Origin of the sequence: Faecalicatena fissicatena (genome assembly GCF_016900595.1) — a bacterium.
Taxonomy (GTDB): domain Bacteria; phylum Bacillota; class Clostridia; order Lachnospirales; family Lachnospiraceae; genus Claveliimonas; species Claveliimonas intestinigallinarum.
This window is the reverse complement of the sequence record NZ_JACLYY010000001.1, coordinates 285,139-306,847: the sequence shown is the minus strand read 5'-3', so window position 1 is coordinate 306,847 and position 21,709 is coordinate 285,139. Positions and strand designations below refer to the sequence as shown.

The following is a 21,709-nucleotide window of genomic DNA, read 5'->3' as shown; positions in this document are numbered from 1 at the left end:
GAAAAGAGGTTTTACTTATGAATATCATCAACATTGAACATATCAGCAAGGTTTTTGGCGGCAAGACGATTTTTGAGGACGCCTCCTACGGCGTGCAGGAGGGGGACAAGGTGGGGATCATCGGCATCAACGGGACCGGAAAGACCACCCTCCTGCGCCTTGTGGCAGGGCTGGAGACACCGGATGAGGGGCAGATCGTGACCCGCAGCGGCATCCGCATGGCCTACCTCTCACAGACGCCTCAGTTTGAGGACGGGGCCACGGTCTCCTCCTGGGCCTTCAGCGGGGATCCGGATATGGACTGGAAGGTGCAGAGCAATCTCAATGAGCTGGGCATCACGGACTGGGAAGCCCCCATCGATACCCTGTCCGGCGGGCAGAAGAAGCGGACCGCCATGGCCAGGCTGCTGGCGGACTCCTTTGATGTGCTGCTTTTGGACGAGCCCACCAACCACCTGGACCAAGAGATGATCGACTGGCTGGAGGACTATCTGAAATCCTTCCGGGGCACTGTTCTGATGGTGACTCACGACCGGTATTTTCTGGACAAGGTGACAGACAGAATTCTGGAAATTGAATGGGGAAAGATTTACGGATACGAGGCGAATTATTCACAGTTCCTTGAGCTGAAGGCGGCCAGGGAGGAGAGTGAGCTTGCCTCGGAGAGAAAGAGAAAGAGCGTCCTTCGGATGGAGCTGGAGTGGGCCAGGAGGGGATGCCGCGCCAGATCCACCAAGCAGAGAGCGCGGCTGGAGAGGCTGGAGGCGCTCAAGAGCCAGGCGGCCCCTGTGGCTAAGGAGACGGCCCAGATCGATTCGGTGGAGACGAGGATGGGCAGGAAGACGGTGGAGCTGCACCACATCAGCAAGAGCTATGGCGAAAATGTGATTATCCGGGATTTTGACTACATTTTCCTGAAAAATCAGAAGGTGGGGATCGTGGGGCCCAACGGCTGCGGAAAATCCACCCTGCTGAAGATCATTGCCGGGGAGGTGGAGCCGGATGGCGGAAAGGTGGAAGTGGGGGAGACTGTGCGGATAGCCTATTTCTCCCAGGAGCTGCCCCAGATGGACACAGAGCAGAGAGTCATCGACTATGTGAAGGATATAGGCGAGTATGTGCAGACAAAGGAGGGCAGGATAAGCGCCTCCCAGATGCTGGAGCGCTTTCTCTTTACGCCGGAAATGCAGTATTCTCCGGTCGGAAAGCTGTCCGGCGGAGAGAAGAAGCGCCTTTATCTGCTTGGGATCCTGCAGTCAAACCCCAATTTCCTCGTCCTTGACGAGTGCACCAACGACCTGGACATCCCCACCATGACGATCCTGGAGGACTACCTGTCCGCCTTTACAGGGATCGTAGTGACTGTCTCTCATGATCGGTATTTCCTGGACAATGTGGCGGACCGGATCTTTGAGTTCTGCGGAGGAGGAGCTCTCAGACAGTATGAGGGAGGCTATACGGACTACATCGAGACAAAGGGGCGGGAGGAGATTTCCGCCGGGATCCACAGTCAGGCTCCGGGAAAGAAGAGCGAGGCAGAAGCACAGGATAAAAGCGGGGCGAAGGACTGGAAGCAGCACAGGAACGCAAAGCTCAAATTCTCCTACAAAGAACAGAGAGAGTACGAGACCATTGATGAGGACATAGCGGCCCTGGAGGAGAAGCTGGAGGAGCTGGACGGGGAGATTATGGCCAACGCTACCAACTCGGCAAAGCTTGGGGAGCTGATGGAGAAAAAGGAGCAGGCGCAGGCAGAGCTGGACGAGAAGATGGAACGGTGGGTCTATCTGACAGAGCTGGCCGAGAAAATAGAGGGGCAGAAGTAGGATTTACGGAAGCAAAATTTCCTGAAAATAAAAGTTTCTGGAAACTGCTTGACAAAACTATATAGAATTGCTATTATAAAAAAACAGAACGCACTCTGTTTTTGAAAAATCAAATGAAAAGAGGTGCAGATATGAATAGGGTATTTTCACTGCTGGTTGACAACACGCCGGGTGTGCTGAGTCGAATTTCAGGACTTTTCAGCCGGCGGGGCTACAGTATCGACAGCATTACCGCAGGTGTGACCGCCGATCCCCGCTTTACAAGAATTACGATCGTGTCAAGTGGCGACGAGCTGATCCTCTCTCAGATTGAGAAGCAGGTACGCAAGCTGGAGGATGTCATTGAGATCAAGGTGCTGAAAGAGGGCGAGTCCGTTTACCGCGAGCTGATCATGGTGAAGGTGAGAGCCAACGCGGCCCAGAGGGCGGAGATCATCTCCGTGGCAGATATTTTCCGGGCCAAGGTGGTGGATGTGGAGAAGGAGTCCCTGATGCTGGAGCTGACAGGAAATCAGTCCAAGCTGGAGGCTTTCTTAAATCTCCTTGACGGCTATGAGATACTGGAGCTGGCGAGAACCGGAATTACCGGACTGTCCAGAGGAGTCAAGAACATCACTGTGATTGACGAGAACGGACAGAAGAGGACATGGAACCCGGACGACGGTGCCAAGTAAAATGTGCATGCTAAAGGACTAAAGCCTTTAACAATATAAAGATTATATTTTAGGAGGAATGTAAAAATGGCAGCAAGAATTTTTTACCAGGAAGACTGTAATTTATCAGCACTGGAAGGACAGAAGATCGCAATCATCGGATACGGAAGCCAGGGACATGCCCACGCGCTGAACCTGAAAGAGTCCGGATGCGATGTCATCGTAGGACTTTACGAGGGAAGCAAGTCCTGGGCCAAGGCTGAGGCACAGGGATTTAAGGTATACACAGCAGCAGAGGCCGCAAAGCAGGCTGACGTGATCATGATCCTGATCAACGATGAGAAGCAGGCTGATATGTACAAGAAGGACATCGAGCCGAACCTGGAAGAGGGCAACATGCTGATGTTCGCACACGGCTTCAACATCCATTTCGGATGCATCAAGCCGCCGAAGAACGTGGATGTTACTATGATCGCTCCGAAGGCTCCGGGCCACACAGTAAGAAGCGAGTACCAGGCTGGAAAAGGAACTCCCTGCCTGATCGCTGTTGAGCAGGACGCAACAGGAAAGGCCTGGGACCGTGCACTGGCTTACGGACTGGCTATCGGCGGAGCAAGAGCCGGACTTCTGGAGACAACCTTCCGTGTTGAGACAGAGACAGACCTCTTCGGTGAGCAGGCTGTTCTTTGCGGCGGCGTATGCGCTCTGATGCAGGCTGGATTTGAGACACTGTGCGAGGCAGGATATGATCCGAGAAACGCATACTTTGAGTGTATCCACGAGATGAAGCTGATCGTAGACCTGATCTACCAGAGCGGCTTTGCCGGAATGAGATACTCCATCTCCAACACAGCAGAGTACGGTGATTACATCACAGGACCGAAGATCATCACAGAGGATACAAAGAAGGCTATGAAGAAGATCCTCTCCGATATCCAGGACGGCTCCTTCGCAAAAGAGTTCCTGCTGGATATGTCAGACGCCGGACGTCAGGTTCACTTCAAGGCCATGAGAAAGCTGGCTGCAGAGCATCCGTCAGAGAAGGTCGGAGAAGAGATCAGAAAGCTTTACAGCTGGAACGGCGAGGACAAGCTGATCAACAACTAATCAGAAATCCTACATATATAAAAGAGATGAAGAAAAGGCATCTTACGGAGCGGAAGCTCCGGAGGATGCCTTTTTTAGATGCGTTATGCGCCTACGAATAGAAGTCGATCCGCTTGGTGCTTTCGTCTATGCGATAGTCCAGGTCAAAGAGCCCGGCGAAATCCTCGACCTTCAGGCCGACGCAGAAGCGGGCACCCACCTCCGTGTCCTCATCCGCGGTGACAAAGGGAAGGTTTAGTGGCTCTCCATTTTTCATCACGTTGAATTCCATAATCGCATTATCGGAGAACTGGCTCTCCATCTGCCAGGTGTCGTCTTCGATCTTCCAGGATGACAGCCACAGTCCCTCCTCCGGCTCCAGGCAGTAGCTGCCACCCAGGGCGCTGACATACTCCCGCACGATCAGAGGCACGCTGGCGGAGTCGGTGACATATCCGATATCGCATGGAAGCATGTAGGAGCCGGTCTCCTGGCTGTACCAGCAGTAGCAGAAACGATCCGTGATCAGGGACCACTGGTTGACGGAGTCCTCCTGGCTGTTGTAGGTCATTTTTTTACCGTCCAGATAAATCGAGTCCAGTCTGGTCATGTGCTTACCGCGGGTGTATTCCTCGGGGATAGCGGCTAACTCGTCCAACTGGTTGTCCACGCACATCTGTGCATACTCATCGGCAAGCCGCTGGTACAGCTCCTCCTGAGAGCGGAGTCCGTTGATCCCAAAGTCCGCCATGTTGATCCAGCTCTGGTGGGCCTCCATATCCTCCTGCGAAGGGTACCAGGCCAGGTGCACGCTTGTCAGGGGATTGTTCCAGAGAAAGTCCTCGTCATTGTAGTCAAGCTCCTCCCGGTAAACATCCCCCGCGCGGGCCATGACTTCAGCGACCTGCCCGAGATCGTCAAAGGAGAGAAGACCGATCCACCCGTCGTCGTAGGTGGGAAGCTCCTCCAGGATACGGACGGCCCTGTCGTAATAGAGGTCATGGATCTCCGACACGTAGGTGCAGGAGATTTCCTTTGAGTAAAGAATTGTGCTGCTCCCGTCAATCGTGACGTTTTTCAGATAGCTGTTGGCTGTGAATGTGAGGTCCCGCTCCCTGGAGCGGAAGGTGTACTCTGCATTTTTGGGACGGTCCTCCACCTGCTCTGATGAGACCAGCTCAAACTCCTCATCCGGGCAGACGGAGCGGACGTAGTCCAGCACCTCCTCCTCGCCGTACACATCGCTGTCAATGGTGGTGCAGGAGGCAAGGAGGAGGGAGGAGAGAAGAGCGGCGAGCAGGGCGGGGAGGACGCGCCTCTTTAAATGTCTTTGTGTTTTCTGTCTGTTCATATTGACCCCTCATATTTTATAAAAAATCTAGTATTGAGTTTCTCATGGTTTGATTATATCATAGAGAAAAAGAGGGGGATATATTATATGGAGAACAAAATTATTTACAGTGAGATACCGGACAATCTGAGGGAGCAGAGTGAAAATTTAAAGGAGCCTGTCGACATTGCCCATATGATTTTTTTCCCGGTAGTTCCATTTCTTTTGAGCGTGGACCAGTGGCTTGAGATACCCAGAGAAGATCTTTACTTTTACAAAGCGAGATATTTTGTGTTTTCGCTCATCCTTTCTCTTCTCCCCGTCCTTGTCGGCTTTTTATATGCCAGGCGGAAGGCGAGAAAGAGGCAGGAGAAGATATGCCGATGCATGGAACGCGCACAGCAGGAGGACTGCATACTGACATTTTCAGAAGAAGGGATATGTCTTTTCTCCAAGAAAACAGGAGAAGCAAAAGATATCCCGTATGAAGGTGTGAAGGAGATACTCGAAGAGAGGGATGCTTTTCATATTCTGTTGGACAGGGGAGAAAAGACATTTCTGAAAAAATATCTGGACTTTGAGAGCATGGAAAAGCTGGAGACACTATCGAAAATCTATTGCCCGGACAGATATGTGCGGGAGGGAGAAGAAAAAGTGGAGGAGATCTCAGTCTCTATCCCGGCCATTTCCAGCGATACGTGGACAAAGATCCGTGGAAAGCTGCGCACAGATGAGGCAAAGAAAGCGGTTCGGGCCTATACAGCCCGGTTCACAAGGGAAATGGAGATAAAGGAAGATCAGACATTCATAGCAGGGGGAGTGGCCATAACCGCGATGGGAGTCGTGATTTCTTACTTTGAAAGCGGAGACTTTTCCCACATTTTAGCTGTCTTTGCCACTCTGTTAGGTCTGGCTCTGACTGGATATAGCCAGGCGCTGCGTGGTCTGATGTGGGCCTTCCTCCGGCTGTGCGGCATACCTTCGTTCTATGAGGCAATTAGAAAGCGGGATGAATATGCCGCAAAGGAATACCGTCTTGGCAAAGAGGGGATTTGTGATCAGATGACTGGCATTTTTTATCCGTATGACAATATCGGGCCTGTCATCGAGACAGAAGAGGAACTGAGGGTGGGATGCGTTTTTACATATGAAAAAGGCAACGACCCGGAACAATTTGACAGGCTGCGCGCTATGCTGAAAAAATATACGCCGGACCAGTACAGATACTATGAATTTTCGGGAGAGGCAGAAGAGAAGAAGGAAGGGAAGGCCGGGTATATTGCGGCGGCTGTTGCCCTTCTGTTTGTCCTCTTTGGCCGTTTCCTGCTCCCGCCCTGGTATGAGACGGATTTATTTATCCGTTTTCTGGCGGTTCCCAGGGATGTATATTTAGACAGCCTTTTTCGCTAAAGAGTACCGAACAAAATCTATACAAAAATATATCTGACAACATTCCATTTTTTGCTAATTTGTGCTAAAATATGAACTAGCAGAAAAAAAGAAAAAACTGCCCGCGGCAGAAGGGAGGAATTGTGTAATGGATACGAATTTTGAGGATCTGCGCTCATGGAAAAATCCGAAGGCGCGCGTAAAAATCATGAAGGGGCATTTTGTTACCACACATTCACACGTCAATACATATATTGACCTGTCCACCATGAAGTCCAGGTGCAACAATGCCAGAGAGACTGCCAAGGTGATGGCTGAGCCCTATCTGGCATCCACGGAGATCGACACGATCGTGTGTCTGGACGGCATGGAAGTGGTGGGAACATTTATTGCGGACATTCTGTCCAGGCCCGGAACCGTCTCCATCAACACAGGAAAAAATATTTCCGTTGTCACACCGGAGACAGACAGGGCCGGCCAGATGATCTTTCGGGACAACACGAAGCGCATGATCGACGGCCAGAGGATCCTGATCGTTGCAGGTCTTATCACAACGGGAAAAACTATGATGCAGTCCATAGAGAGCGTTCTCTACTATGGCGGAATAGTAAACGGCATCTGCGCCGCTTTCAGCCTTGTCTCCAAGGTGGCGGGGATGGACATCAACGCGGTGTTTACCCAGAAAGAGGTGCTCGGGTACGAGAAGTACTCTGACGGCGACTGCCCCATGTGTGCGGCTGGGAAGAAGGTAGATGCCTTTGTAAACAGCTACGGATATTCGGCTCTCTAAGTGGTTTCAGAGAGAGTTTTGAGGACAAAAAAAGACAACCACTGACGGTATGGTTGTCTTTTTTGTCTTCACTTTATTATTAAGCAATTCCGTTAACAGCTTTTGCTAAACGGGAAATCTTTCTTGCGCAAGTGTTCTTGTGATAAACACCCTTGCTTCCTGCTTTGTTGATCTCGATTGTAGCAACTCTCAGAGCTTCTGCAGCAGCAGCGGCATCCTTGTGCGCAACGGCTGTCTCAACTTTCTTTACGCAGGTCTTAACTTTAGATTTGATTGCCTTATTTCTAGCAGCCTTTGTTTCGTTTACTAAAATTCTTTTTTTAGCAGATTTGATGTTAGCCAACTTGTCCACCTCCATTAAAACTATTTCGAATTAATCGATGACCGTTCGTTAGAGCCGGACACGGACGTTCTAACGAAACATACTATTGTATTTTATGCCAAGGTTTCCCGGATGTCAATACATATTTCTGAAAATATTGCAAAAACTATCGGTAAACCAAAAGACTGAAGTGAGGTTATCAGACATGATCGAGAAGTACAGTATCCGAACAGACCTGGCCCTGGAGCAGAAGGAGCGCTTTGAGGCGGACAATGTGGAAATTTCCGGGGTGGTGCTGGAGGAAAAGTATGATGAGGAGAGGGACATCAAAGTCACGACTGTCAGGATCGAGACGGAAAACGGAGCCAGGACGATGGGAAAGCCGGTAGGGACCTACATTACCCTGGAGGCCCCGGAGCTGGCAGTGCCGGACGAGGGATACCACAGGGAGGTCTCGGAGGAGATCCTCCGCTTTCTCAGGCGGCTTCTTGATATGGGGAAAGAGGATTACTCTGTCCTTGTGGTCGGCCTTGGAAACCGACAGGTGACGCCGGATGCGCTGGGGCCTTATGTGGCGGACAATCTGAACATTACCAGGCACATCGTGAAGGAGTACGGCAAATATGCCATGGGGAAGGACCAGGTGCGGCTTCTGAGCGCCATTGTGCCCGGGGTCATGGGACAGACCGGGATGGAGACTGTGGAGATCATAAGGGGCGTGGTGAGAGAGACAAAGCCGGACGCGGTCATCGCCATTGACGCGCTGGCGGCCAGGAATTCCAGGAGGCTGAACCGGACCGTGCAGATCTCAGACACAGGGATCAGTCCGGGCTCGGGGATCGGGAATCAGAGAAGCGCTATCACAGAGGAGACAGTAGGAGTCCCGGTCGTCGCTATCGGTGTACCCACAGTGGTGGACGCCGCCACGATCGTAGGCGACGCCATGGAAAACCTGATCGCCCAGATGGAGCGCTCGGAGACTATGAAGGGCGTGGGGGTTGTTCTCCAGGGGTACAATGCGGCCGAAAAGTATGAGCTTGTCAAGGAGCTGATTGCCCCGCACCTGAACGGCATGTTTGTGACGCCGAAGGATGTGGACGAGACAGTCAAGCGGATCAGCTTCACTATATCAGAGGCACTGAACCGGCTTTTCGCATAATGCAGGCGGAAATCTCATATAGTGTAAAAGCGGCAGAATGGACCGGAGAATATGAGACGAGCAGGTGGAAGAGCTGTTGAGAAAGAGATGGAGATTAAACAGAATAGGAATCGGGGTGATCCTGCTTCTGCTGACCGCCTACGGGTCAGTACAGGCAGGATTTCGTCCTGTGGGCAGCGTGGGAGGACATCTGGCGGAGGCCCTTCTGGGGAACTCGGAGAAAATGTTTTTGCCGGGAGCCTTTTACATAGAGAACGGGGCGGAGCTCTCCGCAGCGGATCTGCTGGCGAAGGGCATCAGTCTTCTGGCCCCCATCGGCACCTACGTGGATGGGCAGGAGAGTGAGGAGACCGATGTGGAGGATGCGGCAACCTACCAGATGATCCTGTCCCAGCAGGCCAGTGATGAAAATGAGGTGGGCGCCGACGGCACTCTGGTCAGCGGCACAGACGACTCTGACCAGACGACCATACATACCTCGGGGACACCGATTGATACTTCCATAGAAAAGATGAGCAGCTTTGACTATCTGATCGGCAATTTTTACACAGTGGACAGCACCACTATGATCCGGCCGGATGAGCTGAACGGGGCAGAGCTCCTGAGCAAAAATATGAAGATAGACCAGAGCACGGAGGGGCCGAAGATCCTGATCTACCACACCCACTCCCAGGAGATGTTCGCCGATTCGGTGGAGGGGGATGCGTCCACCTCCATCGTGGGGATCGGGGATTATCTGACTGCGCTCCTAAACGACACGTATCACATTCCTACCATGCACCATACAGCTGTCTACGACCTGATAGACGGGAAGCTGGACAGGAGCCTTGCCTACGACCTGGCAAAGCCGGATCTTCAGAAGATATTGGATGAAAACCCGAGCATTGAGGTTGTGATCGACCTGCACAGAGATGGGGTGAACGAGGGAACCCATCTGGTGACAGAGGTGAACGGGAAACCCACTGCTCAGATCATGTTTTTTAACGGGCTGAGTAAGACCAGGGCCAACGGGGAGATCGACTATCTGGCCAATCCGTACATACAGGATAACCTGGCTTTCTCTCTGCAGATGCAGGTGGCGGCTAACAATGAGTACCCGGGATTTACCAGGCGGATCTACCTGAGAGGATACCGCTATAACATGCACTTTAAGCCCAAGAGCCTCCTTGTGGAGGCGGGGGCCCAGACCAACACGGTGGAGGAGATGAGAAACGCCATGGAGGTGCTGGCAGACCTGCTGCACACAGTGCTGGTGGGGTAAGCGTCCTTTTTCTGTTTGCAAGCCCCTACATTTTGTGCTAATATTGAAACAGTGCGTAGAAAAATACCAGAAATTGGAGAGGAAGGATTAGGAGCAACATGGCGAACAAAAACACGTATGATGCAGACAGCATTGCTGTGCTGGAGGGACTGGAGGCGGTCCGGAAGCGCCCGGGCATGTATATAGGAAGCGTCTCCACAAAGGGGCTGAACCACCTGATCTACGAGATCGTGGACAACTCAGTGGACGAACATCTGGCCGGCTACTGCAGTGAAATCCGGGTCACACTGGAGAAGGACGGATCCTGTACGGTCAGCGACAACGGGCGCGGCGTCCCTGTGGGTATGCACGCGAAAGGCGTCCCGGCAGCGAGACTTGTCTACACGACTCTCCATGCCGGTGGAAAATTTGACGACTCCGCCTACAAGACAAGCGGCGGTCTACACGGCGTGGGCTCATCGGTAGTCAACGCCCTCTCTGCCTATATGGATGTGGAGATCAGCAGGGACGGCTATATCCACCATGACCGCTACGAGAGAGGAATTCCGGTGGTGGAGCTGGAGGACGGCCTTCTTCCCAAAATTGGAAAAACGAAAAGGACAGGGACTAAGGTGAATTTCCTCCCGGATGACACCATCTTTGAGAAGACCAGATTCCGGGGGGAAGAGGTCAAGAGCCGTATGCACGAGACCGCCTACCTCAATCCATCCCTTACTATTATATATGAAGACAAGCGGGGGGCTGAGCCGGAGAAGATCACCTATCACGAGCCGGACGGTATCCTTGGATTTATCCGGGAGCTGAACGAGAAGAAGGAGGCGGTCCACGAGCCGGTCTACTTTAAAGGAGAGGCTGACGGCATCGAGGTGGAGGCGGCCTTCCAGTACGTCAATGAATTTCACGAGAATGTGCTGGGATTTTGTAATAACATCTACAATGCAGAGGGGGGAACCCACCTGACCGGCTTTAAGACAACCTTCACCACAGTTATGAACCAGTATGCCAGAGAGCTGGGTATTCTGAAGGAGAAGGACGCCAACTTTACCGGGGCGGATATCCGCAACGGTATGACTGCCATCATTTCCATCAAGCACCCGGATCCAAGATTTGAGGGACAGACAAAGACTAAGCTGGACAATCCGGATGCCGCCAAGGCAGTCAGCAAGGTGACAGGCGACGAGATTGTCCGGTATTTTGACAGAAATCTGGACAACCTGAAAAAGGTTCTTTCCTGCGCGGAGAAGGCGGCCAAGATCAGGAAGACGGAGGAGAGGGCAAAGACGAACCTTCTCACGAAGCAGAAATATTCCTTTGACAGCAACGGAAAGCTGGCCAACTGTGAGAGCAGGGACGCCTCCAAATGCGAGATCTTTATCGTGGAGGGGGACTCTGCCGGGGGCTCGGCAAAGACGGCCAGAGACAGAATGTTCCAGGCCATTCTTCCCATTAGGGGAAAGATCCTGAATGTGGAGAAGGCCAGCATTGACAAGATCCTGGCCAACGCGGAGATCAAGACCATGATCAATGCCTTTGGCTGCGGATTTTCGGAAGGGTACGGAAACGATTTTGACATTTCCAAGCTGAGATACGACAAGATCATTATTATGGCCGATGCGGACGTGGACGGAGCGCATATCTCCACCCTGCTTCTGACGCTCTTTTACCGCTTCATGCCGGAGCTCATCTACGAGGGACATGTGTATATCGCCATGCCGCCCCTCTACAAGGCTATGCCGGGGAAGGGGGAGGAGGAGTACCTCTACGATGACAAGGCGCTGGAACGATACAGAAAGACCCACGACGGCCCCTTTACTTTGCAGAGGTACAAGGGACTGGGAGAGATGGACGCGGAGCAGCTCTGGGAGACAACGCTGAACCCTGAGACCCGGATCCTGAAGCTGGTGGAGATTGAGGACGCCAGGATGGCCTCCGGCGTGACGGAGATGCTGATGGGCAACGAGGTTCCGCCCCGCCGGGCATTTATCTACGAAAACGCGACAGAGGCGGAGCTGGATATATAGAAGGGAGTAAAGAAAGATGCCGGAAGAACAGATCATACGGACAGAATATTCCGACCTGATGAAAAAATCATATATTGACTACGCCATGAGCGTGATCATTGCCAGAGCTCTCCCGGATGTCCGGGACGGCCTGAAGCCTGTCCAGAGGCGTACTCTCTACGATATGCATGAGCTGGGCATCCGCTGGGACAGGCCCTACAGGAAATGCGCCCGTATTGTGGGAGATACCATGGGTAAATACCACCCTCACGGGGACAGCTCCATCTACGAGGCGCTGGTAGTCATGGCCCAGGATTTCAAGAAGGGCATGGTGCTGGTGGACGGTCACGGAAACTTCGGCTCCATCGAGGGGGACGGAGCCGCGGCCATGAGGTACACGGAGGCCAGGCTGGCCAAATTTACCCAGATGGCCTTTCTCCAGGACCTGGACAAGGACGTGATCAATTTTGTCCCCAATTTCGACGAGACGGAGAAGGAGCCTGAGGTGCTGCCGGTGCGCGTCCCCAACCTTCTTGTCAACGGAGCGGAGGGAATTGCGGTGGGTATGGCCACCAGCATCCCCACCCACAATCTGGGGGAGGTCATTGACGCGGTCAAGGCCTACATGAAAAACAGCGACATCAGCACAAGACAGCTGATGAAATACGTGAAGGGACCGGATTTCCCCACCGGAGGGATCGTGGTCAACAAGGACGACCTGCCGGACATCTACGAGACCGGCGTGGGTAAGATCAAGATCCGGGGAAAGGTGGAAGTGGAGGACATGAAGGGCGGCAAGCAGCGACTTGTCATCACAGAGATCCCCTACACCATGATCGGCTCCGGCATCGGGAAGTTCCTAAATGATGTGTGCGCCCTGGTGGAGACAAAGAAGACCGGGGACATTGTGGACATTTCCAACCAGTCCTCCAAGGAGGGCATCCGCATTGTCATTGAGCTGAAAAAAGGTGCGGATGTGAAAAATCTGACCAACATGCTCTACAAGAAAACCCGGCTGGAGGACACCTTTGGCGTCAACATGCTGGCTGTGGCGGACGGCCGTCCGGAGACCATGGGCCTTAAGAAGATCATCGAGCACCATGTGGACTTCCAGTTCGAGCTGGCCACCAGAAAATACAAGACGCTTCTGGCTAAGGAGCAGGAGAAAAAGGAGATCCAGGAAGGCCTCATCAAGGCCTGCGACGTCATTGACCTGATCATCGAGATCCTCCGGGGCAGCCGGAATGTCCAGGACGCCAAGGCCTGCCTCACCCAGGGGATCACGGAGAACATCACATTCAAGTCAAAGATCTCGAAAAAGATGGCCTCCATGCTCCGGTTTACGGAGCGGCAGGCGGACGCTATTTTGCAGATGCGCCTGTACCGGCTCATCGGACTGGAGATCGATGCCCTCATGAAGGAGCACGAGGAGACGCTTGCCAACATTGCCCGGTATGAGGACATCCTGAACAATTACGACTCCATGGCGGACGTGATCATCCAGGAGCTGGACGCCTTCAAAAAGGAGTTTGCCGTGCCCCGCAGAACCGTCGTGGAAAACGGGGAAGAGGCAGTCTTTGAGGAGAAGAAGATCGAGGAGCAGGAGGTAGTCTTCCTTATGGACCGCTTTGGCTACGCCAGATGCGTGGACACCTCCACTTATGAGAGAAACCGGGAGGCGGCGGACAGCGAGAACAAGTTCGTCCTCACCTGCCTCAACACAGGAAAAATCTGTATCTTTACAGATACGGGAAAAATGCACCAGGTGAAGGTGCTGGATGTGCCCTACGGAAAATTCCGGGATAAGGGCCAGCCCATAGACAATATGAGCAACTTTGACAGCACCGCCGAGGAGATCGTCTACATGTGCGACGCGGAGCAGATGCGCTTTGCCATGCTTTTCTTTGCCACAAGGCAGGGAATGGTCAAGAAGGTGGCCGGAACCGAGTTCCAGGTGTCCAAGCGGACCATAGCCGCCACCAAGCTGCAGGAGGGAGATGCCCTTGTCACTGTGGCTGTGATCAACGACAACCAGTACGTGGTGTTGCAGACAAAGGACGGCTATTTCCTGCGTTTCCACGCGGAGGAGGTCTCCGAGAAGAAGAAGGGCGCCGTCGGCGTCCGGGGCATCAAGCTTCGGAAGAACGACGAGCTGGAGGCCGCCTATCTCTTTGAGGACGGGGAGGACCCGAAGGCCATCTACAGGGAGAAGGAGGTGGCCCTGAACCGGCTGCGGATCGGGAAGAGAGACACCCAGGGAGTGAAAAACCGGGGATGATTAGGAAAAATCTGTGTAAAACCCCTTGATTTCCCGAAAAAGGAGTGCTATACTATATGCCAGTTACATAAGCATGCGGCAGAAGAGTGGACGAAAGTTCACTCTTCTTTATATGATAGGGAGCTTTTCCATTTTTCATATATTTTCCGCTGGATCTATGTCTTTATCAGCGCCGGGGAGGCGCACAGGTACGATAGGAGGTTTTACATTGGCGAAGAGAGAAGCGTATGAACAGAAGACCGAGGAAATCCTTCTTCCTATTATGGAGAGGAACGGATTTGAACTGGTGGACGTAGAGTATGTCAAGGAGGGCGGCAACTGGTACTTGAGGGCCTATATCGACAAGCCGGGCGGTATCAATGTGGATGACTGTGAGATGGTCAGCAGAGAGCTGTCAGATATACTGGACGAGAAGGACTTTATTGACGAGGCCTACATCCTGGAGGTCAGCTCGCCGGGACTTGGACGCCCGCTGAAAAAGGAGAAGGATTTCAAGAGGAGCCTTGGCCAGGAGGTGGATGTCCGCACGTACCGGATGGTGGATAAGAGGAAAGAATTCACCGGGATCCTGAAGGATTATGATAAGGACACTGTAACGATAGAAATGGAAGATGGAAGCTTAAAAACATTTGAGAAAGGCGATATCGCGCTTATTCGTCTGTCATTCGATTTTTAATTTAGGAGGAAAGACACATGAACACAGAATTACTGGAAGCGTTGAATATTTTGGAAAAGGAAAAGGACATCAGCAAGGATACACTGATGGATGCCATTGAGAATTCTCTCATCAATGCCTGCAAGAACCATTTTGGAAAGGCGGACAATATCAAGGTCATCATGGACAGAGAGACATGCGACTACAAGCTTCTGCAGGAGAAGACGGTTGTGGAGGAAGTGGAAGACAAGGTGGAGGAGATCAGCCTCGAGGACGCCAAGAACATTGACAGCAAATACGAGCTGGGCGATGTGGTCCAGATCCCGGTAGAGTCCAAATCCTTCGGTCGTATCGCCACACAGAACGCCAAGAACCTCATTCTTCAGAAGATCCGCGAGGAGGAGAGAAAGGTCATCTACGACCAGTATTTTGAGAAAGAGAAGGATATCGTGACAGGTATCGTTCAGCGCTATGTCGGAAAGAACATCAGCATCAACCTGGGCAAGGCGGACGCCATGCTGACAGAGAACGAGCAGGTGAAGGGCGAGGTGTTCAAGCCCACAGAGCGCATCAAGCTCTACGTGGTGGAGGTTAAAAACACCACAAAGGGGCCGAAGATCCTCGTGTCGCGTACACACCCGGAGCTGGTAAAACGGCTTTTTGAGGCGGAGGTCACCGAGGTGAAGGATGGCATCGTGGAGATCAAGAGCATTGCCAGAGAGGCTGGAAGCCGTACAAAGATCGCTGTCTGGTCCAATGATCCGGACGTAGATCCGGTGGGAGCCTGCGTGGGCATGAACGGCGCCAGGGTCAACGCCATTGTAAATGAGCTGAGAGGCGAGAAGATCGACATCATCAACTGGGATGAGAACCCGGGTATCCTGATCGAGAACGCTCTGAGCCCGGCCAAGGTCATCTCCGTTATGGCTGACCCGGACGAGAAGACGGCCAGCGTCATCGTGCCGGATTACCAGCTCTCACTTGCCATCGGCAAAGAGGGACAGAACGCAAGGCTTGCGGCCCGTCTGACCGGCTACAAGATCGACATCAAGAGCGAGACACAGGCCATTGAGTCCGGCGAGCTCCCGGAGAACTACATGGAGCTGGGCGAAGGCGTATACGAGGAGGAAGTATACGAGGACGGCTACGATGACAGCTATGATGAGAACTACGATGACTACGGCTATGAAGAGGACGGCTACGGCGAAGAGGATGAGGAGTACGGCGACGGCTATGACCAGGAGGATGAGCCGTACAGCGAAGACCAGGATGACATAGAATTCCACGAGACAGAAGAATAGGTGATTATTTGAGCAATAATAAAAAAGTTCCCATGCGCAAATGCGTGGGGTGCCAGGAAATGAAGAGTAAAAAAGAGATGCTGCGCATTATCAGGACCCAGGAAGGAGAGTTCCTGCTGGATGCCACCGGAAAGAAGAACGGCAGGGGAGCCTATATCTGCCCTTCCTCTGAGTGCCTCTCAAAGGCCATCAGGCAGAAGGGGCTGGAGCGGTCATTCAAGCAGGCAATCCCGCAGGATGTCTACGAGATGCTGGAAAGGGAGATGAGAGAGAGTGAGTCAAAGTAAAGCCCTGTCCATGATCGGACTGGCGACCAAGGCGGGAAAGACGGCAAGCGGAGAGTTCTGTACGGAGAAAGAAGTAAAGACAGGAAGAGCCGCGCTTGTGATCGTCGCCGGGGATGCGTCGGATAATACAAAGAAAAAATTCCGGAATATGTGCGAGTATTACAAGGTGCCCATCTGTTTTTATGCGGATAAGGATACGCTTGGCCACGCCATGGGAAAAGAATTCCGGGCATCTCTGGCAGTCCTGGACGCCGGGTTTGCAAAAGGGATCATGAAACATCTGGATACGGAAAGATAATGATGCTGCATAGAGGAGGTATTTGCATGTCGAAAATTAGAGTGTATGAGCTTGCCAAGGAGCTCGACAGATCCAGCAAGGAGCTGATGGAGTTTCTGGCAGAGAAAAATATAACAGTAAAAAGCAATATGAGCTCCCTGGAGGAAGAGGAGACTCAGATGCTGAGAAAGGCATTTGGAAAGAAGAAGGAGGAGGCTCCAAAGAAGGAAGAGGCTCCCAGGAAGAAGAACATTGTCCATGTCTTCCGTCCTCAGAACAGCCGCGACGGAAAGAACCTGATGCGCCAGGGAAGGGCTCAGGGACAGAAGGGAGCCGGCGCGCGTCCGGCAGCACCCGGGGAGAGACCGCAGGCAGGACGTCCGGGGGCAAGACCACAGGGCGACAGACCGGAGAGAGCCCAGGGAGGGGCGCGCCCGGCAGGACGCCCGGAGAGGCCGCAGACAGAGCGGGCTCACAGCGACAGACAGAGGGCAGAAGGACGTCCACAGGGCGACAGACCGGAGAGAGCCCAGGGAGGAACACGTCCGGCAGGAGGAGCTGAGAGAAGCCAGGGCGGCGCGCGCCCGGCAGGACGTTCAGACAGACCTCAGGGGACAAGAGGCGGCGACAGAAGAGACGGACGCCCCCAGGGAAGACCCTCTCAGGACAGAAGAGACGACCGGCGTGACGGCGGCGAGAGAGGCGACAGAAGGCCGGGACAGCGCTCCGGCAGAGGCTTTGAGGGAGAGAGAAGAGACGACAGACAGGGCAGCCGTGACGGTAGGAGCGGCCGCTTTGGCGACAACAAGGACCGCCAGCCCAGAAAGAATTCCTCTATCCCCGCGCCTGCCCTGGAGGGACAGAAGCCCCAGAGAGCAAAGGGAAAGGGCAAGGACGATTACAGGAAGAAGGATTACCGCGGCGACGAGGACGACAGAATGACAAAGGGCAAGGGCAAGAAGCAGGAGTCCAAGAACCAGCTTCAGAAGCCGCAGCATAAGGAGCAGAAGCAGGAAGAGCAGATCAAGTCCATCGTCATCCCTGAGGTGCTGACCATCCAGGAACTGGCAGACAAGATGAAGGTCGTTCCGTCTGTTATCATAAAGAAGCTGTTTATGCAGGGCAAGATCGTCACAGTAAACCAGGAGATCGACTATGACACAGCGGAGGAGATTGCCCTTGAGTTTGACATCCTCTGCGAGAAGGAAGAGGTAGTGGACGTGATCGAGGAGCTCCTCAAGGAAGAGGAGGAGGACGAGAAGAAGATGAAGAAGCGTCCTCCGGTAGTCTGCGTCATGGGTCATGTAGACCACGGCAAGACCTCCCTTCTGGATGCCATCCGCCACACGAACGTGACAGACAGAGAGGCCGGCGGTATCACCCAGCACATCGGAGCCTACGTGGTGGAGGTAAACGGGGAGAAGATCACATTCCTGGATACACCGGGACATGAGGCGTTTACCGCCATGCGTATGCGCGGCGCCAACTCCACAGATATCGCCATCCTGGTGGTGGCTGCGGACGACGGCGTGATGCCCCAGACAGTGGAGGCCATCAACCATGCCAAGGCCGCGGGAGTCGAGATCATCGTTGCCATCAACAAGATCGACAAGCCCAGCGCCAACATTGACCGGGTGAAGCAGGAGCTGGCAGAGCACGAGCTGATCCCCGAGGACTGGGGCGGAAGCACAGTGTTCGTACCTGTGTCCGCCAAGACAGGCGAGGGACTCTCTGACCTCATGGAGATGATCATCCTGACTGCGGAGATGATGGAGCTGAAGGCGAACCCCAACCGCCGGGCAAGGGGACTTGTGATCGAGGCGCAGCTGGATAAGGGAAGAGGCCCGGTTGCCACTGTACTCGTGCAGAAGGGAACTCTCCGGGTAGGCGATCCGGTTGCGGCCGGCAGCTCATTCGGAAAGGTGAGAGCCATGATGGACGACAAGGGAAGACGGGTCAAGGAGGCCGGTCCTTCCATGCCGGTGGAGATCCTGGGTCTCAACGACGTCCCCAACGCGGGGGAGGTCCTTGTGGGCTGCAAGAACGAGAAGGAGGCCCGCAGCTTTGCGGACACCTTTATTTCACAGAACAAGGCGAAGCTTCTGGAGGAGACAAAATCCAAGCTGTCTCTTGACGATCTGTTTACCCAGATCAAGGAGGGCAATCTGAAAGAGCTGGGCATCGTCGTGAAGGCTGATGTACAGGGCTCTGTGGAGGCCCTGAAGCAGAGCCTCCTGAAGCTGTCCAACGACGAGGTGGTTGTGAAGGTCATCCACGGAGGAGTGGGAGCCATCAACGAGTCGGATGTCAGCCTTGCCTCTGCCTCCAACGCCATCATTATCGGATTTAACGTGCGTCCGGATGCTGTGGCCAAGGAGACGGCTGAGAGAGAAGGAGTGGATATCCGCCTGTACCGCGTGATCTATAATGCCATCGAGGATGTGGAGGCAGCCATGAAGGGTATGCTGGATCCCGTCTTCGAGGAGAAGGTGCTGGGACATGCGGAGATTCGTCAGACCTTCAAGGCATCCGGCGTGGGAACCATCGGCGGAGCCTATGTGATGGACGGAACATTTGAGAGAGACTGTCAGGCGAGGATCATTCGTGACGGCGTTGTCATCTACGACGGCAAGCTTGCGTCCTTAAAGAGATTTAAGGACGATGTCAAAGAGGTGAGATCCGGATACGAGTGCGGCTTTGTCTTTGAGAATTACAATGATATTAAAGAGGGAGACCAGGTGGAGGCCTACAAGATGGTTGAGATTCCGAGATAGGCTTCCCGTCTGGCTGCCGCAGTAAGGAGAGAGATCTATGAGAAAGAACAGCATTAAGAATACAAGAGTCAACACGGAAGTGCTAAGGGAACTCTCCAACATCCTCAGGGGCGGCATCAAGGATCCGCGGATCGCGCCGTGGACCTCTGTCGTCGCTGTGGAGGTGGCCCCGGATTTAAAGACCTGCAAGGCCTACATCAGCGTGCTGGGAGACGAGAAGGCCCAGGCTGATACCATTGCCGGCCTGAAAAGCGCGGAGGGCTATATCCGGAGGGAGCTGGCACATACACTGAACATGAGAAACACGCCGGAGATCCGGTTCATTCTGGATCAGTCCATTGAGTACGGCGTCAATATGTCCAAAAAGATAGCAGACGTAACCAAAGGCATGGATCAAAAAGGAGATGCGGAGGATGCAGAATAAACTGGCAGAACTTCTGGAGGGAAAGACCTCTGTTGCAATAGGCGGACACGTGCGGCCCGACGGCGACTGCGTCGGCGCCTGCATGGGGCTTTACCAGTATTTGAGAAACAACTATAAAGACATAGAGACAGACGTGTACCTGGAGGAGATCCCCTCCCATTTCTCCTTTGTGAAGGGGACCGGGGATATCCGCCATCAGGTGCAGCCGGGAAAAACCTACGACCTGTTTATCTGTCTGGACTGCGGAGATGCGGAGAGGCTGGGCTTCTCCGGCCCTCTCTTCGAGAGCGCAGCGCAGACCTTCTGTGTGGATCACCATATCAGCAACCAGGCCTTTGCGGATGAAAACTATATCGTGCCGGACGCAAGCTCCACCTCGGAGCTGGTCTTCCATCTCCTGGACAGAGAAAAGATAACAAAGGAGATCGCGGAGGCCCTCTACATAGGGATCGTGCACGACACCGGCGTGTTCCAGTATTCCTGCGCAGGGCCGGAGACCTTCCGCATAGCGGCGGACCTGCTGGAGAAGGGAGTGGATGCGCCATCCATCATAGAGAGGACCTATTGTGAAAAGAGCTATGCCCAGAACCAGATCCTGGGACGGGCGCTTCTTGAGAGCATTGTCTTTATGCATGGACAGTGCATTTTCTCCTCAGTCTCCCAGGCGGTGATGAAATTTTACGGTGTGACACCCAAGGAGCTGGATGGAATCGTCAGCCAGCTTCGGATCACGAAGGGCGTGGAGGTGGCCATTTTCCTCTATGAGCAGGAGCCAAATGTCTACAAGGTCAGCCTCCGGTCAAAGGAGAAGGTGGATGTCAGCAGGGTGGCTGTCTACTTTGGAGGCGGCGGCCACGTGAAGGCGGCCGGCTGCACCATGCCCGGCACAGTCCACGATGTGATCAACAACCTGGCAGGGCAGATCGCCCTCCAGCTTGAACCGGAAGAAACGAAGACAGAAGAGGCATAACGCATGTTGGACGGCATTTTCAATGTTTATAAAGAGAAAGGCTACACATCCCACGATGTGGTGGCAAGGCTGAGAGGCATTGCCGGGCAGAAAAAAGTCGGGCATACAGGGACGCTGGATCCGGATGCGGAGGGCGTCCTTCCCGTCTGTCTGGGAAAGGCCACCAAGGTGTGCGACGTGCTGACAGACAAAAGCAAGACCTATCAGGCAGTACTGCTGCTGGGACGAAGGACAGACACCCAGGATATATCCGGGGCCTGCCTGGAGGAGAGAGATACTTCGGGACTTGCAAAGGAGACTGTCAGAAGAGCGGTGGAGAGCTTCCTGGGGGACTATATGCAGACGCCTCCCATGTACTCCGCCTTAAAGGTAGATGGAAAAAAGCTCTACGAACTGGCCCGGGAGGGAAAGACGGTGGAGCGTAAAGCCCGGAAGGTACAGATTCACAGGATAGAGATCAGGAAGGTGGATCTGCCCCGGGTCTGGATCGAGGTGGAGTGCTCCAAGGGAACCTACATCCGCACCCTCTGCGATGACATCGGGGAGCTGCTGGGCGTGGGGGGATGCATGGAGGAGCTTCTGCGTACCAGAGTGGGACATTTCAGGATAGAGGACAGCGTAAGGCTCTCGGAGCTTGAGAGGTACAGGGAGGAGGGCACGCTTGAGGAGCATCTCATACCTGTGGACAGCGTGTTCGCGGACTGTCCCAGGCTGGACGTGCCAGAGCGCCTGGAGCCTCTTTTATACAACGGCAATCCTCTCCGCCTTCCGGAGGGGGAGGACGGTCAGCTGGTGCGCGTGTACGACAGCCGGGGCCGGTTCATTGCGCTGTACCGCTATCAGCAGAAAAAGCATATTTACAAAAATGAAAAGATGTTCTTCAGCCCATAGAGGCAGGACAGGACAGAGGACAAAGAAGGGATCGCA

Annotated in this window: 19 protein-coding genes; 17 read left to right on the top strand and 2 right to left on the bottom strand. The window is 53.7% G+C overall.

Annotation, left to right across the window (positions count from 1 at the left end):
* The first annotated feature begins 17 nt into the window (after nt 1-17).
* The 3 genes from H7U36_RS01535 (at nt 18) to ilvC (ending at nt 3,586) form a co-directional block, all read left to right on the top strand.
* Nucleotides 18-1,826: an ABC-F family ATP-binding cassette domain-containing protein gene (locus H7U36_RS01535; RefSeq protein ID WP_205155621.1), complete on the top strand. Its 1,809-nt coding sequence runs from the start codon at nt 18-20 to the stop codon at nt 1,824-1,826.
* Nucleotides 1,827-1,957: 131 nt separating this feature from the next.
* Entirely contained in the window at nt 1,958-2,500 is a 543-nt protein-coding gene (ilvN, locus tag H7U36_RS01530; RefSeq protein WP_052083993.1) for an acetolactate synthase small subunit, read from the top strand.
* A 66-nt stretch (nt 2,501-2,566) separates the two neighbouring features.
* On the top strand, nt 2,567-3,586 hold the full coding sequence (gene ilvC / locus H7U36_RS01525; protein WP_033125505.1) for a ketol-acid reductoisomerase: 1,020 nt from the start codon (nt 2,567-2,569) through the stop codon (nt 3,584-3,586).
* 91 nt (nt 3,587-3,677) lie between these two features.
* Here the strand turns inward: ilvC and H7U36_RS01520 are convergent, their stop codons facing one another.
* The gene (locus tag H7U36_RS01520; RefSeq protein ID WP_205147527.1) at nt 3,678-4,916 is read right to left on the bottom strand and encodes a hypothetical protein; all 1,239 of its coding nucleotides are present in this window, start codon (nt 4,914-4,916) and stop codon (nt 3,678-3,680) included.
* Between the two features lie 87 nt (nt 4,917-5,003).
* Between H7U36_RS01520 and H7U36_RS01515 the strand changes: the two genes are divergently transcribed.
* The gene (locus H7U36_RS01515) at nt 5,004-6,305 is read left to right on the top strand and encodes a hypothetical protein (RefSeq protein ID WP_205147528.1); all 1,302 of its coding nucleotides are present in this window, start codon (nt 5,004-5,006) and stop codon (nt 6,303-6,305) included.
* A 127-nt stretch (nt 6,306-6,432) separates the two neighbouring features.
* Nucleotides 6,433-7,074, top strand: a complete 642-nt coding sequence (locus H7U36_RS01510; protein WP_033125510.1) for a type I phosphoribosyltransferase — start codon at nt 6,433-6,435, stop codon at nt 7,072-7,074.
* A 79-nt stretch (nt 7,075-7,153) separates the two neighbouring features.
* Here H7U36_RS01510 and rpsT read toward each other — a convergent pair whose 3' ends face one another.
* Nucleotides 7,154-7,417 carry a 30S ribosomal protein S20 gene (rpsT, locus tag H7U36_RS01505; RefSeq protein ID WP_033125511.1) on the bottom strand — a complete coding sequence of 88 codons (264 nt, stop codon included), beginning with the start codon at nt 7,415-7,417 and terminating at the stop codon, nt 7,154-7,156.
* Between the two features lie 184 nt (nt 7,418-7,601).
* On the opposite strand from rpsT, the gene gpr reads away from it, so the two are divergent.
* The 12 genes from gpr to truB all read left to right on the top strand — a co-directional run bounded on the left by gpr (nt 7,602) and on the right by truB (nt 21,673).
* Entirely contained in the window at nt 7,602-8,555 is a 954-nt protein-coding gene (gene gpr / locus H7U36_RS01500) for a GPR endopeptidase (RefSeq protein WP_033125512.1), read from the top strand.
* A 76-nt stretch (nt 8,556-8,631) separates the two neighbouring features.
* Nucleotides 8,632-9,816, top strand: coding sequence for a stage II sporulation protein P (locus tag H7U36_RS01495; RefSeq protein WP_330635865.1), 1,185 nt, complete (start codon nt 8,632-8,634; stop codon nt 9,814-9,816).
* Between the two features lie 98 nt (nt 9,817-9,914).
* Nucleotides 9,915-11,837 (top strand): DNA gyrase/topoisomerase IV subunit B, encoded by a 1,923-nt coding sequence (locus H7U36_RS01490; RefSeq protein ID WP_205147529.1) that lies wholly within the window; start codon nt 9,915-9,917, stop codon nt 11,835-11,837.
* Nucleotides 11,838-11,853: 16 nt separating this feature from the next.
* Nucleotides 11,854-14,094, top strand: coding sequence for a DNA gyrase/topoisomerase IV subunit A (locus H7U36_RS01485; protein WP_205147530.1), 2,241 nt, complete (start codon nt 11,854-11,856; stop codon nt 14,092-14,094).
* A gap of 208 nt (nt 14,095-14,302) precedes the next feature.
* On the top strand, nt 14,303-14,770 hold the full coding sequence (gene rimP / locus H7U36_RS01480) for a ribosome maturation factor RimP (protein WP_033125515.1): 468 nt from the start codon (nt 14,303-14,305) through the stop codon (nt 14,768-14,770).
* 17 nt (nt 14,771-14,787) lie between these two features.
* Nucleotides 14,788-16,050, top strand: a complete 1,263-nt coding sequence (nusA, locus tag H7U36_RS01475; protein WP_205155620.1) for a transcription termination factor NusA — start codon at nt 14,788-14,790, stop codon at nt 16,048-16,050.
* A 32-nt stretch (nt 16,051-16,082) separates the two neighbouring features.
* Nucleotides 16,083-16,337, top strand: coding sequence for an RNase P modulator RnpM (rnpM, locus tag H7U36_RS01470; protein WP_275951593.1), 255 nt, complete (start codon nt 16,083-16,085; stop codon nt 16,335-16,337).
* Between the two features lie 10 nt (nt 16,338-16,347).
* Entirely contained in the window at nt 16,348-16,635 is a 288-nt protein-coding gene (locus tag H7U36_RS01465) for a L7Ae/L30e/S12e/Gadd45 family ribosomal protein (RefSeq protein WP_081958003.1), read from the top strand.
* 26 nt (nt 16,636-16,661) lie between these two features.
* Nucleotides 16,662-19,388, top strand: coding sequence for a translation initiation factor IF-2 (gene infB, locus H7U36_RS01460; protein WP_205155618.1), 2,727 nt, complete (start codon nt 16,662-16,664; stop codon nt 19,386-19,388).
* Between the two features lie 37 nt (nt 19,389-19,425).
* Complete coding sequence (gene rbfA / locus H7U36_RS01455) at nt 19,426-19,812, top strand: 30S ribosome-binding factor RbfA (protein WP_033125519.1); 387 nt, start codon at nt 19,426-19,428, stop codon at nt 19,810-19,812.
* Entirely contained in the window at nt 19,802-20,782 is a 981-nt protein-coding gene (locus H7U36_RS01450; protein ID WP_138303191.1) for a DHH family phosphoesterase, read from the top strand. Before rbfA ends, H7U36_RS01450 begins: the two co-directional genes overlap by 11 nt.
* Nucleotides 20,783-20,785: 3 nt before the next feature.
* Nucleotides 20,786-21,673, top strand: coding sequence for a tRNA pseudouridine(55) synthase TruB (truB, locus tag H7U36_RS01445; protein ID WP_205147534.1), 888 nt, complete (start codon nt 20,786-20,788; stop codon nt 21,671-21,673).
* The last annotated feature ends 36 nt before the right edge of the window (nt 21,674-21,709 follow it).

Excerpts from the sequence above, each read along its gene's own strand:
- H7U36_RS01535 (WP_205155621.1), top strand. The coding sequence starts at position 18 with ATGAATATCATCAACATTGAACATATCAGCAAGGTTTTTGGCGGCAAG.
- ilvN (WP_052083993.1), top strand. The coding sequence starts at position 1,958 with ATGAATAGGGTATTTTCACTGCTGGTTGACAACACGCCGGGTGTGCTG.
- ilvC (WP_033125505.1), top strand. The coding sequence starts at position 2,567 with ATGGCAGCAAGAATTTTTTACCAGGAAGACTGTAATTTATCAGCACTG.
- H7U36_RS01520 (WP_205147527.1), bottom strand. The coding sequence starts at position 4,916 with ATGAACAGACAGAAAACACAAAGACATTTAAAGAGGCGCGTCCTCCCC.
- H7U36_RS01515 (WP_205147528.1), top strand. The coding sequence starts at position 5,004 with ATGGAGAACAAAATTATTTACAGTGAGATACCGGACAATCTGAGGGAG.
- H7U36_RS01510 (WP_033125510.1), top strand. The coding sequence starts at position 6,433 with ATGGATACGAATTTTGAGGATCTGCGCTCATGGAAAAATCCGAAGGCG.
- gpr (WP_033125512.1), top strand. The coding sequence starts at position 7,602 with ATGATCGAGAAGTACAGTATCCGAACAGACCTGGCCCTGGAGCAGAAG.
- H7U36_RS01490 (WP_205147529.1), top strand. The coding sequence starts at position 9,915 with ATGGCGAACAAAAACACGTATGATGCAGACAGCATTGCTGTGCTGGAG.
- H7U36_RS01485 (WP_205147530.1), top strand. The coding sequence starts at position 11,854 with ATGCCGGAAGAACAGATCATACGGACAGAATATTCCGACCTGATGAAA.
- nusA (WP_205155620.1), top strand. The coding sequence starts at position 14,788 with ATGAACACAGAATTACTGGAAGCGTTGAATATTTTGGAAAAGGAAAAG.
- rnpM (WP_275951593.1), top strand. The coding sequence starts at position 16,083 with ATGCGCAAATGCGTGGGGTGCCAGGAAATGAAGAGTAAAAAAGAGATG.
- H7U36_RS01465 (WP_081958003.1), top strand. The coding sequence starts at position 16,348 with ATGATCGGACTGGCGACCAAGGCGGGAAAGACGGCAAGCGGAGAGTTC.
- infB (WP_205155618.1), top strand. The coding sequence starts at position 16,662 with ATGTCGAAAATTAGAGTGTATGAGCTTGCCAAGGAGCTCGACAGATCC.
- rbfA (WP_033125519.1), top strand. The coding sequence starts at position 19,426 with ATGAGAAAGAACAGCATTAAGAATACAAGAGTCAACACGGAAGTGCTA.
- H7U36_RS01450 (WP_138303191.1), top strand. The coding sequence starts at position 19,802 with ATGCAGAATAAACTGGCAGAACTTCTGGAGGGAAAGACCTCTGTTGCA.
- truB (WP_205147534.1), top strand. The coding sequence starts at position 20,786 with ATGTTGGACGGCATTTTCAATGTTTATAAAGAGAAAGGCTACACATCC.